The sequence below is a fragment of the Photobacterium sp. TY1-4 genome, assembly GCF_025398175.1.
In the GTDB taxonomy this organism is placed as follows: Bacteria; Pseudomonadota; Gammaproteobacteria; order Enterobacterales; family Vibrionaceae; genus Photobacterium.
In genome coordinates this window covers 491,096-504,799 of sequence record NZ_CP099735.1, presented here as the reverse complement: position 1 = coordinate 504,799, position 13,704 = coordinate 491,096, and the positions used below count along the sequence as shown (strand labels likewise).

Here is a 13,704-nt window from a genome sequence, read left to right as displayed (position 1 = left end):
TGGTGATCGCTGCCGCCGAGTCATATGTACTCGTGCGGTTCTACGGTCAGTATCTACACAGCGTAAGTCCGTGTTGTCGTAATACAGAATAATTAAAAAGTGAGAATAAAAACATGCAGTTAACGACGCAAGCACTGATGGTCCAGGGGACAACATCGGATGCCGGGAAAAGTGTGCTGGTAGCCGGGCTGTGCCGGGTGCTGGCGCGAAAGGGGATCCGGGTTGCGCCGTTTAAGTCGCAAAACATGGCACTGAATAGTGCCGTGACTCATGATGGCGGCGAGATTGGTCGGGCACAGGCGGTGCAGGCGCAGGCTTGCGGCATTGAGCCGACGGTTCATATGAATCCGGTTCTGCTCAAGCCGAACACGGATATCGGCGCCCAGGTCATCGTGCAGGGCAAAGCCCTGGCGGATATGGATGCGGTGGGTTACCACGGTTACAAGAAAGTCGTCATGGGGCCGGTGATGGACTCATTCCGGCAGTTGCAATCCCAATACCAGACCGTGGTGATCGAAGGGGCGGGCAGCCCGGCTGAAATCAACCTGCGCGAGAACGATGTAGCGAATATGGGGTTTGCCGAAGAGGCAGATGTTCCGGTCATTATCGTGGCAGATATCGACCGTGGCGGGGTTTTTGCCCACTTATACGGTACGCTGGCTTTACTGTCTGAATCAGAGCAAAACCGGGTGATTGGATTTGTCATCAACCGGTTCCGGGGGGATATCAAACTGCTGGAATCCGGTCTGGACTGGTTAGAAGAGAAAACCGGCAAACCGGTGCTCGGGGTGCTGCCATACCTGCATGGTCTGATGCTGGAAGCGGAAGATGCGATTAACGTTCAGCAGGTGGCGCCGGCGGCACAACAGCTGAAAGTCGTGGTTCCGGTGCTGACCCGGGTAAGTAACCATACCGATTTCGATCCTTTGCGGATGCACCCACAGGTCGATCTGCAATTTGTCGGCAAAGGTGAGCCATTGCCGCCTGCTGATCTGATCATTATTCCGGGCTCCAAAAGTGTGCGTAGTGATCTGGCCTTCTTACGCGAGCAAGGCTGGGATCAGCAAATTGCCCGCCATGTTCGCCTTGGCGGCAAATTGATGGGAATTTGTGGTGGCTATCAGATGCTGGGCGAGTCGATTGCTGATCCCAATGGGATTGAAGGCGAGGCCGGTGAAAGTCAGGGGCTTGGCTACTTGCAAACAACGACCGTGCTGGCCCCGCATAAACAACTGAAACAGACCTGGGGAGAGCTGACGATGCCGGATCAGCAACCGGTGCCCGTGCGTGGTTATGAGATCCATGCCGGGGTGACGCAAGGCGTCCGGTCGGATGCTCCGGTGCAATTGACCGACGGTCCGGACGGGCAAATCGCGGTTGATGATCAGGTGTTCGGCACTTACCTGCACGGTATTTTTGAGCAGCGTGAAGCGTGTGATGCGATGCTGGCCTGGGCTGGTCTGGCGGCGACACAGACCCCGGACTTTGATGCGTTGCGGGAGCAGCATATCGACCGTTTGGCGGATACGATTGAACAACACATGGATTTAGCCAGGTTATGGCCCCAGTGGCAGGAAAAGTTCGCCAAGTAATCCCTGATGAGGGAGCTACGTTTAAATCGTGATAAAAGCGGCTTTCGGTGACGGAGCCGCTTTTTTCTTGCCCGCCTTCCGGTCTGGATGTGCTTGTAACGCTCGATTTTTAGGCTATCTCCTTGATTGTAATTTATTTTCAAATACTGATTGCACATGTCAGGATAAGACGATAAGTTAAAGTCAACTGGAAGTGGAATTTACTGTCAACAAAGTTCGTATACTTTTATTTACATGTTGACAGGTATGAGCAATACGGGAAGTAAAGATATGCATAAAACTGATGACGTACGCATTCGCGAAATTAAAGAATTGTTGCCCCCTGTCGCGATACTGGAAAAGTATCCGGCAACCGAAGTCGCTTCTGAAACCGTGTTTCAGGCCAGACAGGCGATTCACAACATTCTGAATGATGAAGATGATCGCCTGCTTGTCATCGTCGGCCCTTGCTCGATCCATGATCCGAAAGCGGCACTGGAATACGGTGAGCGCTTGAAAGCGCTGCGTGAAGAGTTGAAGGGCGAGCTTGAAGTGGTTATGCGGGTTTACTTTGAAAAACCACGCACGACCGTGGGCTGGAAAGGCCTGATTAACGACCCGTACATGGACGGCAGCTTTCAGCTCAATGACGGGTTGCGGATCGGCCGCAAGCTGTTGCTGGATCTGACCGACATGGGCGTGCCGACGGCAGGTGAGTTTCTCGATATGATCACCCCGCAATATATGGGCGATCTGATCAGCTGGGGTGCGATTGGGGCCCGGACCACGGAATCTCAGGTTCACCGTGAACTGGCCTCCGGCTTGTCTTGTCCGGTTGGGTTTAAAAATGGGACCGACGGTAACATTAAGATCGCGACTGATGCGATTGGCTCCGCCAGTGCACCGCACCACTTTTTGTCTGTCACCAAGTACGGGCACTCGGCCATTGTCTCGACGGCCGGAAATGAAGATTGCCATATCATTCTGCGTGGCGGGAAAGCGCCGAACTACAGTGCTGAACACGTTACGGCCATCACCGATCAGCTTGAAAAAGCCGGGCTGCGCCAGAAAGTGATGATTGATTTCAGCCATGCCAACAGCCTGAAGCAGTTCCAGCGCCAGATGCTGGTGGCTGAAGATGTCGGTGAGCAAATTGCCGGCGGGAATCAGGCGATCTTTGGGGTCATGATTGAAAGTCATCTGGTTGAAGGGCGACAGGACATTGTGGATGGCCAAACCGCGACCTATGGCCAGAGTATCACTGATGCCTGCATCGGCTGGGAAGATACCGCCAAAGTCTTGCGCCAACTGGCTGCTGATGTGGCGAAGCGCCGCACAGCTCAGTAAATGGAAGAACCCTGTAAGCGTTACAGACATCCATTGTTGTCGATCAAAGAAAGCCAGGCATTTGCCTGGCTTTCCTGTTTGAGTGATATGTATGACTCGGGTGATGAACGACGACGGCCTCTCGGAGGGCGGTCAGAGTCTGAGCCTCGTTTACATCAGCTCGGTGGATAGTTTTTGAACATTTCAAACACTTGCTCATCAATAAAGGCTTCCCGCGATGACGGGGTCATACTTTCGGTGAGCTTGCGTTGCGAGACGGCGCGCCAGACCACTTTATTGCTTTGGTTGTCGATCAGCTCAACAATTAATTTCCCGTAGGTATACTCGCGGTAGCGTACCGGAGTGCTGTACGCGACCCCCACATGCCGGTAGCCGTATCCAAACCCGACGGAAGTCCCGTAAGATTGAAAATCAGACTGTTGCTGAATGTAGTGCTTCACGGTGAGATCGGCATTTTCACCCGGGTTGAGTCCTTTACTGTGTAGTTGAACGGAAATAGCTTCTTCAACCCGGGAATCGTCCAGGCTTAATGCCGAGTGACTTTGTCCCGGTGCAAATTGATAGGTTTTAAACTGGGTGTAATTGATTTGGGCGTCGTAGTCCGTCGTCACCGGTGCGCTACAGCCGGCTAACACAACAGTCAGGAACAGCAGACGAAGGAGCGGGATCATAATGGAAACCTCGTGAAATTCTTCCTCTAGTATAGCAACCCAGACTGAATCCTTTCTGTCCGCCTGGAAAGGGATCCCGTTGACAGTTTTCGGATTTATTTCTATCATCGTTATTCGACGATTAACGAAAAGGTGGCAAGTGATGGGATGCATCACCGGATTAGCGAACATTGAGATTGATGAGCATAAAGAACAGGCGCTGGCAGCGGCGGCCAAGGCACTTGCTCATCCGGCACGGGTTCGAATTTTACGGATCCTGACCCGTCAGCAGGGCTGTCTGAACAGCGATTTAGTGGGGGAGTTGGGGCTGGCGCAGTCGACAGTCTCTGAGCATTTGCGGATCCTGAAAACAGCCGGGTTTGTGACGGCAGATGTACAGCCGCCACGGACTTGTTTTACCGTCAACCAGCAGCAGCTGGAAGAGTTTCGGGCGTTGTTATCTTATTTATAACGGCGACATTTAGCTTATAACAGTGTCATACGGGTCACATGTCGTGGACTTTTACTCGCTTGTTAATCGTGAATCGACGATTAACTATGTCAAAATCAACCGCGGGATAAACCGCTGTGTTTCATGGTGTGAATATGGGTATTTTTGAGCGCTTTTTGAGTGTTTGGGTCGGGCTGGGGATGATTGCCGGCTTGGCTGGGGGATCGGTGCTGCCTGAGTTGTTTACATTTCTCGGTGAGCTGCAATACGCGCAGATCAATCTGGTGATTGCGGTGCTGATCTGGTTGATGATTTATCCGATGATGATGCAGATCGACTTTCAAGCGGTCGCGGATATTCGCCGGCGCCCCAAAGGGCTGGTGATCACCCTGGTGGTGAACTGGCTGATTAAGCCATTTACCATGGCCTTGCTGGCAATGGTGTTTATGCGTCATGTGTTTGGTGACTGGATTTCGGCCTCCTTAGCGGAAGAGTACATTGCCGGGATGATCCTGCTGGGTGTGGCACCCTGTACGGCGATGGTGTTTGTCTGGAGTCAGTTGACTAAAGGGGATGCCAATTACACGCTGGCTCAGGTGGCGGTGAATGACTTAATTATGGTGGTGGCATTTGCGCCAATCGCGGCGTTTCTGCTGGGAGTGACGGAAGTGACCGTCCCATGGGATACGCTGCTGCTGTCCGTGAGTATGTTTGTGGTGGTCCCGCTGGTGGCGGGCGTGCTGACGCGTCGGATGGTCCGCAGTGCCGAGCAACTGGACAAGATCTCAGCAACCATGAAGCCGCTATCGGTTTTCGGCCTGGTGGGTACTGTGATTTTGCTGTTTGGCTTTCAGGCGCAGACGATTCTGGACAATCCGGTCGATATCGTGCTGATTGCGATCCCGCTGTTGATCCAAACTTATGTGATCTTTGCGATTGCCTATTTCTGGATGAAAAAATGGCAACAGCCTCATTGTGTGGCAGCGCCGGGAAGTATGATTGGCGCGTCAAACTTCTTCGAACTGGCGGTTGCCGTCGCAATTAGTTTGTTCGGCGTTCACTCGGGGGCGGCGCTAGCCACGGTCGTCGGGGTATTGGTGGAAGTGCCGGTGATGTTGTCGCTGGTAGCTTATGCAAACCGAACCAAGCTGCAATTTGGTGTCAACGCGTCATAAAAAATCGGTTAGGCTACGCTACACGTGGCCCGGAGAGCGCTGTCTAAACGCCAGTCTGTATTCAGGCTGGCGTTTTATCATGTCCGATTTGCAACGACTGGTCCGTAGCTGCGCTAAAATTCGGCCGCAAGCTGGAGTGTGACCGTATCCGCGGATTCACCAGTGCCGCCTTCGGCAATTTCATAGTCTTGATCCCGGGCCCACTCCAAGGATATAGCCGTGTTATCCAGGACATTCACAGAGAGTGCTGCCAGCAGCCGCTGTTCCGGGAGTTCAAGAGGCAGCGACTCTTGGGTGCCCTGGTAGCCAAAGGAAGCTGTTGTTTCAAACTGGTTGAGGTAAAAATGATATCCCAGCTCCAGGTTCCAGGCGCTGGGTTTGGCGCCATCAAAATTAAACGTCAACACATTGGATTCAAATCCGCTCAGTGTTGCGGTGTATTCCCCAATCAAAGTCCATGCGCCCGATTCAGCCTTGCCAAACCAGTTCCAGCCGTCGGTATAGTCATTTACGTTCTGGCTGCTCAGGACATCCTGTAAATTATCCGAATCACCAATGTCGTTGATGTAACTTAACTCACTATTGAATGTAATGTCGGCTGTTTCCATGTTTAAGCCCAGTTGGACACCCCAGTTATTCAGGTGCTCTTTCCCTTCTTTTTTATTACTGCCATTGAATAAAAATACACTGGCATAATAGTTATTTTGGGCGATGCCAGCCAAGAAGGCGGTTTCCCGGGTTTCGCCAACATCTGAAGTCAGGGTACCGGAGATCATCTGGGTGTCATAGACGCCAAACGGCAGGTAGAACTGCCCTGCGATGAGATACCAGGGGGCGTCTGGCGGTGAAAGATACAGGGTGGCGACATCGACTTCCAGCGGCGTGTCATCTTCCTCGTACAGGAAAATGATTTCACCATTGACCCAGTCATTGATATCGGCAGCAATTCCCAGCTCTGCGGTGGCGAGGACCAGATCGGTGGACGCATCACCGATGTAAGGGTGATGGAAACTGGCTTCTAATTCCAGTGTTCCGCCGATACTGATCTGTTGCGCCCAGCTGTTCTCTTGAGCGGAGCCATAGCCATCGTGTTCCTGTGACTCGAGTTGCTGCTCCAGATCGTTAATGCGGCGCTCAAGTTCTGTAGGACTCAGTTCAGCGGCATTTGCGTAAAGACTGGTAAACATACAAGCCGCCACGAGTGTGGCAGTGATAGACACTTTCATAACACAGTCCCTGATAACAATCATTGTTTAATGGGGCGCTCAACTGGTTGTTCGGGAAAAGTGACATCTGTTTTAATTATTGTTTTTTCTTAGTTTAGGACAGCATGTTGTTCCGGACCATGCACTCGTCTCGACAAGGTCTATCAAGATTGAGACTTTCCGGGTAATAAGTGGTTATTCCAAGGCAAACCGGCGTTATTTTGAATGTGTGGCTGAGCTCGCCAGGCCTGCGGTCAGCTGATAACCATCGTTGAATTCAACCGAGCGAGGATGGTGGTGGTGAAGTTCAATCACCGTTTTATCACAATGCGGGAATTGGCAATAAATGGCGTAGTCATGGTGTAAGCCATTTTCGATGAATGCATCAAGAATAGTTTTGGTGTCGGCGATCAAGATTCGTTCTGCCATCTGAACAGCTCGCAGATTGATATATTCTCATTGTAGTGGAGCCTTGTGCATCAGGTGTGTTATTGCTAAGACATTCGGCGGCAACTCATCGCAGAAAGAGGTCAAAATGAAGTTCAGTTTCAACCTGGAGGATGCAAGCCAGGTCTTTGTCGGGGCGTTTGCTTTGGCGGTTCCTATTTCTTTCTCGGAAGAAGCCTGGCGTTTGGGAGAAACATTACCGATGCAGAATTTGCTGATGGTGTTTATTCTGTCTGTTTTCTTTCTGGGGTTCTTTGCTTACGAGAGCGTGTTTCAAGCCGATATTCGTCGACGTCTGCCGGTTTTTGTCTTCCGAATTGTCGTGGCCTACCTGATCACCGCTTTCGTTGTCTGCCTGGTACTCCTGGCACTCGATAAATTGCCCTTGTTGTCAGAGCCGTTGCTTTCATTCAAGCGGATTGTCCTGATCACCATGCCTGCTTCTATGGGCGCAATCGTGGTGGACAGTTTTGATAAAGAGTAACGTGGCGGGTTGTTTTCTCTTGGTTTTTCGCACTGGTTAGCAGCCGTTTTGTTGTCGAGCTCGCTGGTGATTTGTTGAACTTGTGTTAATGTTAACTGGACAGACCAGATTAAAGGAATAAGACATGGCATGGACCAGAATTGCGGTGACGGAAGCACAAGGGATTGTTACCGTCGCTTTGAATCGACCGGACAAACTGAATGCGCTGGATATGGCGATGTTTCATGAGTTGGATACTGTCAGTTCACAACTTCGAAAACGGCGGGATATCCGGGCAGTGATCCTGACGGGTAGCGGCGGTACGTTCAGCAGTGGCTTAGATATCAACAGCGTGGCCACCTCTCCGAAAAAAGCGTTGCGGTTACTGACTAAAATTCTGCCGGGGAATGCAAATCTGGTACAACGGGTCTCGCGCAACTGGCGACGGATCCCGGTGCCGGTGATTGCTGTCTTGGAAGGGCGGTGTTTCGGCGGCGGGTTACAAATTGCGCTCGGTGCTGATTTTAGGATTGCCACCCCTGCGTGTGAGCTCTCCATTATGGAGGTCCGCTGGGGGTTGGTGCCGGATATGGCGGGCCTGTTGTCACTCCGCGAAGTGGTGTCGAAAGATGTGGCGATGAAGCTGACCATGACCGGCGAGATTGTGTGCGGACAAACGGCGCAGCAGCTGGGGCTGGTGACAGAGGTCAGCGAGCAGCCGATGGCAACCGCTCAGGCATTCTGTCAGCAACTTCAGCAAGCGTCACCCGACGCGCTGGCCGCGATTAAGCGGACGACCAACCGGTATTGGCTGGCGGGTGAACGTCGGTTGCTGGCGGGTGAAACCTTCAGCCAGATCCGGCTATTGCTGGGCCGAAATTTCCGAATTGCCGGTAAACGGCAGCGCACCCGACAGGATGAACAATACCGCCCGCGTCAATTGTTCTGGTGAGACTGCTGGCTGTCGCCGAACGATGAGACACGTGTACACGATCTCACCGTCGTCTCGTGAACAGAATGCCTGACCGCTATATACTTGAAAGTAAATCGTCCGGGTGAGGAGCTGCGATGCGGCAGAGTGATATCGATGCAATCAAAGCCATTGGGTTTGTCTGCCTGTTTACCCTGGCAGTTCATATCATCAATGTGCTGCTCCAGGGGCAACTCAATGAGTATGGGTTACTGCCACGCCACTTCAGCCATTTTACCGGTATCATCACTTTTCCGTTTTTGCATGGTTCGTGGGGGCATCTGCTGAGTAATCTGGCTTCATTTGCCGTGCTCGGTTACTTGTTGTCCCGCTCCGGCCTGGCCCGCTTCATGGCCATTTTCCTGGTGAGTTGGATTGGCAGTGGCCTGGGCGTCTGGCTGTTCGGTCGGATGCATTATCACATCGGGTTGAGCGGGATCATTTATGGCCTTTGGACCTATCTGCTGATCTACGCCATTATGTATCGCAGTTTAAAATCAATCGCGATTGCGTTGATTGTGATGTTTCTCTACGGGTCGATGGTCTGGGGATTTATTCCGGCCCATGCCTGGGTGAGTTACGAAAGCCACTTCTTTGGTGCGTTTGCCGGTGCCATCGCCGGTTATTATTATGCACGGCGGGATAAAGTCCGGGATCAGTTTACCTGAGTGGCTGTGAGGTAGTGGGGTGACTGGGTTTCTTGAACAATACTACGAATTCAACAGGAGTCGGTATGTTGGTGACGTTTCATTGTAAAGCGAGTGGGAATGTCGTGATGTTTGGTGATGTTGCCAAACAAATGCTGAAAATGATGGGGCAGTGTGAAAATATACCCGGAGTGATTGAAGCGGAGCAGGTCCCGGAAGCTTTGGTGCATTTGCGGCGCTATATTGATCGAATCCATGAGTTGGAGCAGGCGGGACAGGCAGAAGACGGGCCAAGTTCTGATGTTGCAGCCGGGGATGATCTGGATGAGCAGGATGTCGAACCGGTGATCAGCATGGCGACCCGCGCTTTGCCGTTGGTGGCAATGCTGGAAGCGGCACAACAAGCGCAGTGCTTTGTGATGTGGGAATAGCACCGGTAAAGCGTTTTAACTATTTAACTATTCTGTCATTGGCCGATCATTCTGTTACTGGACGATGTGTAATGGGGCAAAAGGATCGTCACTGGGATCATTGACCCAGAGATATTCGGCGTTCGCGGCGGTTTTTCGGGCGGTTTCTTCATTAATCAGGTGGGCAATCAGCGCCAGGGACAGGTCCATGCCTGCGGCCCGGCCGGACGCCGTGCAGATGGTGCCGTCGATGGTCCAGCGGGCAACCGGAAACCAGTTCACTTCAGGGGCAATGCCGGTCACCCAGCGATAGTGCTGTTTATTCGTTGTGGCCGATTTTCCATTCAGGAGGCCTGCTCGGGCAGCCAGGGCGGCACCGGTACCAACGGCACAAACATAGGTTGTGTGCTGGCACTGTTGTTTCAGCCAGTCAATCAACACAACATTCTCCAATGCGGATTCGCAGCCGCTGCCGCCTGGGATCAGCAGGATATCGCTCTGAAATTGATCGGCCATATGGCAATCCGGACACAGTGTGGGACCCTGCATGCTGGTCACCGGTTCGCCAACCATGGAAAATATCCGGATTGTAAATTGCTCCGGCAGCAGGCCGAACATTTCCAGCGGCCCGCTGACTTCCAGCAGGTCGAACTGCTCATATAGCAGGGCGGTCACGGTGAAGGGGCGTGAAACCCGGGTCGATTCGCTATCTGTCGTTCTGCTTTCTGTCATAACGCCTGGTCAATAGTCTACGTACACTCTTGAAAGCATAGTGCTCATCCGTTGAAGGCGGGATCGCAGCACAGCGAATGACCCGTGATTTACTACATTTGGTTTTATTTCAGAGACAGCCCGCCATCGATCACTAACGTGTGGCCGACGATGTAGCGACTGCGATCGCTGCACAGCCACTCAATGGTTTCGGCAATTTCGTCAGGCTCAGCGAACCGCCCGGCAGGAACCAGCTTCTCGACATCCTCGCGGATGGTCGGCGTGTCGTGTTGTTTTTGCTCCCAACGCGGAGTCCAGGTAACGCCCGGCGCGACAGAATTGATGCGAATGCCTGATTGTATCGCTTCCAAGGCAACCGAGTGTGTCAGGCCTTCCAGCCCGTGTTTGGCAGCGCTGTACATCGCGGCACTCGGGGTCGGCCGCAAGCCGTTAATCGAGCTTACATTGACGATGGCACCGCCGGATGACATCAGGTTCAGCTCATGTTGCAGGCAGCGGGCAGGGGCCCATAGATCATCAATCAGTGTCTGGAACAGATCGTCCGGCGCCACTTGGGCGAATGTCCCCCCGGATTGTAACTTCGGGGAGGCATTATTGACGGCAATATCCAGTCGGCCATAGTCCGCTCGGATTGCTTCAAACATCGCTTGGGTCTGGTCTGGTTGAGCGAGGTTGACCGCTTTGAAATCAACGGTGCTGAGGTGTGGATACCTGTCTACAACCGTCTGCCAGTACGCGGCGTCCCGGGCACAGGTGATCACTTGGTGACCGGCTTGCACCCAACGGTGTACGAGTGCAAGGCCAATACCCTTGCTGCCACCGGTAACCAGTGCAACTTTTCTTGTCATGCGTTGTTGTTCCTCCTTGAACTTTCATTATGATGACGCTGAGCTTTGAGTCGCTTTTCCAGCATAGCTGAGTAGCTGAGTAGCTGAGTAGCTGAGTAGCTGAGTTGCCGGCATTACGGCATGACGGCTGTCGAAAGACCGTCATCATGCCTGAAGCGATGAGAGATTGGCGTTATGCAATTTTGGGTGACAGATCGGGCGCGTCGTAGTGCTGCGGCTCGTCGGTGTAGATACAAACGTTCCACTTTTCTGCGGTTCCGGTTTCTGCCTCGCAGTGCTCGGCAAAAAATGTTTGGATTTCTTTGCGTTGGCAGTGGGCTTCGAACGCGGCCATATCCGACCAAATTTCATTGAAGGCGATCGGATAAGATTCACCTTCAGCGAATGGGCTGGTAACGTGGCGGGTGACAATGTATTGCAGGCAGCCATCTTCCCGCAGGGTATTGGGTTCAAGCGCCTGTAATGCGCGGAACAACGCCTGTTCGCGTCCGGGTTTCGGCTGAAATTGGGCGATGCAATATACTTTTTTTGACATGGTCGATATCCTTATCGTGTTTTATCTTGTGACTGCGCGTCCTAAAAAGGATAGCGGACAGAAAATGCCAGGATGTGATTTTCAATCCCGGTGATCCGCCATTCTACACCCATTGAGAAGGCATCACTGGTATGAAAACGGGCATAGAGAGACATCAGCGATAAATCGTCATGGGCTGAGATGACCCCAACTTTGCCGCCGGTTTCAAGATAGGGCAGGATCCAGGCTGACAGACCTAAATTGAGTTCTGATGACACCCGGCCCAGCGCTTTATCGTTGTCTTCGTTCTTGATTGACAGGAGTTTCACCTGGCCAGTGATATCGGTGAATTGGTTGACCGGGGCATTGAAGCCGAATCCGCCACCGATCACCCAGTCGTCATCGAAATGGCTTTCTGCTTCCACGATCACATGGGCATTTTGGTGGAACTGCTGGCTCATGGCCGCGCCAATTCCCCCGGGGCTGAGGGGTACACGCACCTCAAAGTAGTTATATGGGAAATTCGCGGCAGTGACAGCTGAGCTATATCCGGCAGCTGCAAACAGCGCCGCACAACACAGCAGTTTCGTCGGTTTTTTTACATTCATGAAAAGATTGTTGTACTTATTTAAGAGCCATTGAAAGCGATTATGCCAAAAGTCGTTATAGCAAAGCTATGCGAAATTGAACAATTCAATGACACATCATTGACTTGATACGCGTTTTCGCGGAAGAAGTCGAGCAACGTCACCCTCTGGGACTTTCGGAGCCCTCGCCATCGCTGGTGACTGAAAAACAAAAGATGGCGCCGAAAGCATTGATGGTTGGGGGTGGCTGGAAAAACCACCTCCGCGCCAAGTGCGGAGGTGATTGCGATTTCATTCCAGGATACAAGCTCAGGCGTCGGCTCAGGCGTTCAGCGCCTGCGACAAATCAGCCAGAATATCATCGATATGTTCAATCCCGACCGACAGACGGATCATCTCCGGGCTGACCCCGGCCTGGCGCTGTTCAGCTTCGCTGAGCTGGCGGTGCGTGGTCGAAGCCGGATGGCAAGCCAGGGATTTGGCATCGCCGATATTGACCAGTCGCTTGAAGATGTTCAGGCTGTCATAGAACCGCACGCCGGCATCGTAACCCTCTTTGAGGCCGAAAGATAAAATGGCTGAAGGTTTGCCGGCCATGTATTTCTCAGCCAACGGGTAGTATGGCGAATCGGGCAGTCCGGCATAGCTGACCCAGCTGACTTTCGGGTGTTGCTTCAGAAAATCTGCGACTTGGCGGGCATTGTCGGTGTGGCGCTCCATCCGCAGGGAAAGGGTCTCCAGCCCCTGCATCAGCAAAAAGGCATTCATCGGTGACAAAGCCGAACCGGTATTGCGTAGCGGCACGGTCCGCGCGCGGCCGATAAAGGCGGCTTCGCCAAATGCTTCGGTATAGACCACGCCGTGGTAGGACGGTTCCGGTTGGTTGAAGACCGGGAAGCGCTCTTTGTGTTCGGCCCACGGGAACTTGCCGGCGTCAATGATCGCGCCGCCTAAGGTGGTTCCGTGGCCACCGATATATTTGGTGAGCGAATGCACCACGATATCGGCGCCGTGGGCAATGGGTTTACACAAGGCCGGCGTGGCGACGGTATTGTCAACAATCACAGGCACGCCCTGCGCGTGGGCCAGCTCTGCAATACGTGCCAAATCGATAATATTACCGGCCGGGTTGCCGATACTTTCGCAGTATACCGCCTTGGTGTTGTCGTCGATCAGCTCAGCCAGGCTTTCCGGTTTGTCATCTTTGGCAAAGCGCACTTCGAGCCCTTGCTTGGGCAACATATGAGCAAACAGGGTATAGGTGCCGCCATACAGCTGCGGGGTGGAAATGATATTGTCCCCGGCTTCGGCCAGGGTCAGAATGGCGTAGTTGATCGCGGCGCTGCCGGCACTGACCACCAGCCCGGCAATCCCCCCTTCAAGCGCGGCCAGGCGCTTTTCCAGTACATCATTGGTCGGGTTCATGATCCGGGTATAAATATTCCCCGGCACTTCTAAATTAAACAGGTCCGCGCCATGCTGGGCACTGTCAAATTCGTAAGCCACGGTTTGGTAAATCGGTGTCGCGACGGATTTCGTTGTCGGATCGGTTTCATAGCCATGGTGAATGGCCAGCGTTTCGTCTTTCATGAGTCTTCCTTGAGGTCAATGGAGGCGAGTGTTACGGATCGCGTGATGGCTCAGTATGGCAGAGACATTGACGAAAAACTTGTAGCCGGATCTCAAG

The 13,704-nt window shown here is 52.8% G+C and carries 16 protein-coding genes; 8 read left to right on the top strand and 8 right to left on the bottom strand.

The window, feature by feature from the left end:
* Positions 1-113 precede the first annotated feature (113 nt).
* Positions 114-1,592 (top strand): cobyric acid synthase, encoded by a 1,479-nt coding sequence (locus tag NH461_RS18945; protein WP_261604161.1) that lies wholly within the window; start codon positions 114-116, stop codon positions 1,590-1,592.
* A 270-nt stretch (positions 1,593-1,862) separates the two neighbouring features.
* Entirely contained in the window at positions 1,863-2,918 is a 1,056-nt protein-coding gene (aroG, locus tag NH461_RS18940; RefSeq protein ID WP_261604160.1) for a 3-deoxy-7-phosphoheptulonate synthase AroG, read from the top strand.
* 155 nt (positions 2,919-3,073) lie between these two features.
* On the opposite strand, the gene NH461_RS18935 is transcribed toward aroG, so the two are convergent.
* Positions 3,074-3,589 (bottom strand): DUF4136 domain-containing protein, encoded by a 516-nt coding sequence (locus NH461_RS18935; protein WP_261604159.1) that lies wholly within the window; start codon positions 3,587-3,589, stop codon positions 3,074-3,076.
* 142 nt (positions 3,590-3,731) lie between these two features.
* Between NH461_RS18935 and NH461_RS18930 the strand changes: the two genes are divergently transcribed.
* Both NH461_RS18930 and arsB read left to right on the top strand, forming a co-directional pair.
* A complete protein-coding gene (locus NH461_RS18930) occupies positions 3,732-4,040 on the top strand; it encodes an ArsR/SmtB family transcription factor (protein WP_261604158.1) in 309 nt (102 codons plus the stop codon).
* A gap of 134 nt (positions 4,041-4,174) precedes the next feature.
* Entirely contained in the window at positions 4,175-5,194 is a 1,020-nt protein-coding gene (arsB, locus tag NH461_RS18925) for an ACR3 family arsenite efflux transporter (protein WP_261604157.1), read from the top strand.
* A gap of 113 nt (positions 5,195-5,307) precedes the next feature.
* On the opposite strand, the gene NH461_RS18920 is transcribed toward arsB, so the two are convergent.
* Both NH461_RS18920 and NH461_RS18915 read right to left on the bottom strand, forming a co-directional pair.
* The gene (locus tag NH461_RS18920) at positions 5,308-6,420 is read right to left on the bottom strand and encodes an LbtU family siderophore porin (RefSeq protein WP_261604156.1); all 1,113 of its coding nucleotides are present in this window, start codon (positions 6,418-6,420) and stop codon (positions 5,308-5,310) included.
* Between the two features lie 195 nt (positions 6,421-6,615).
* Positions 6,616-6,828, bottom strand: coding sequence for a hypothetical protein (locus NH461_RS18915; protein ID WP_261604155.1), 213 nt, complete (start codon positions 6,826-6,828; stop codon positions 6,616-6,618).
* A gap of 106 nt (positions 6,829-6,934) precedes the next feature.
* On the opposite strand from NH461_RS18915, the gene NH461_RS18910 reads away from it, so the two are divergent.
* The 4 genes from NH461_RS18910 to NH461_RS18895 all read left to right on the top strand — a co-directional run bounded on the left by NH461_RS18910 (position 6,935) and on the right by NH461_RS18895 (position 9,357).
* Entirely contained in the window at positions 6,935-7,330 is a 396-nt protein-coding gene (locus tag NH461_RS18910; protein WP_261604154.1) for a DUF2391 family protein, read from the top strand.
* 124 nt (positions 7,331-7,454) lie between these two features.
* A complete protein-coding gene (locus NH461_RS18905; RefSeq protein ID WP_261604153.1) occupies positions 7,455-8,261 on the top strand; it encodes a crotonase/enoyl-CoA hydratase family protein in 807 nt (268 codons plus the stop codon).
* Positions 8,262-8,377: 116 nt separating this feature from the next.
* On the top strand, positions 8,378-8,947 hold the full coding sequence (locus NH461_RS18900; RefSeq protein WP_261604152.1) for a rhomboid family intramembrane serine protease: 570 nt from the start codon (positions 8,378-8,380) through the stop codon (positions 8,945-8,947).
* 65 nt (positions 8,948-9,012) lie between these two features.
* Positions 9,013-9,357 (top strand): DUF1840 domain-containing protein, encoded by a 345-nt coding sequence (locus NH461_RS18895; RefSeq protein ID WP_261604151.1) that lies wholly within the window; start codon positions 9,013-9,015, stop codon positions 9,355-9,357.
* 54 nt (positions 9,358-9,411) lie between these two features.
* Here NH461_RS18895 and NH461_RS18890 read toward each other — a convergent pair whose 3' ends face one another.
* The 5 genes from NH461_RS18890 to NH461_RS18870 form a co-directional block, all read right to left on the bottom strand.
* The gene (locus NH461_RS18890; protein ID WP_261604150.1) at positions 9,412-10,068 is read right to left on the bottom strand and encodes a DJ-1/PfpI family protein; all 657 of its coding nucleotides are present in this window, start codon (positions 10,066-10,068) and stop codon (positions 9,412-9,414) included.
* Positions 10,069-10,172: 104 nt separating this feature from the next.
* Complete coding sequence (locus tag NH461_RS18885; protein ID WP_261604149.1) at positions 10,173-10,916, bottom strand: SDR family NAD(P)-dependent oxidoreductase; 744 nt, start codon at positions 10,914-10,916, stop codon at positions 10,173-10,175.
* A 172-nt stretch (positions 10,917-11,088) separates the two neighbouring features.
* Positions 11,089-11,451, bottom strand: a complete 363-nt coding sequence (locus tag NH461_RS18880) for a putative quinol monooxygenase (protein ID WP_261604148.1) — start codon at positions 11,449-11,451, stop codon at positions 11,089-11,091.
* Positions 11,452-11,492: 41 nt separating this feature from the next.
* Positions 11,493-12,038, bottom strand: a complete 546-nt coding sequence (locus NH461_RS18875) for a hypothetical protein (RefSeq protein ID WP_261604147.1) — start codon at positions 12,036-12,038, stop codon at positions 11,493-11,495.
* 300 nt (positions 12,039-12,338) lie between these two features.
* Entirely contained in the window at positions 12,339-13,607 is a 1,269-nt protein-coding gene (locus NH461_RS18870) for an O-acetylhomoserine aminocarboxypropyltransferase/cysteine synthase family protein (protein WP_261604146.1), read from the bottom strand.
* Between the last annotated feature and the right edge of the window lie 97 nt (positions 13,608-13,704).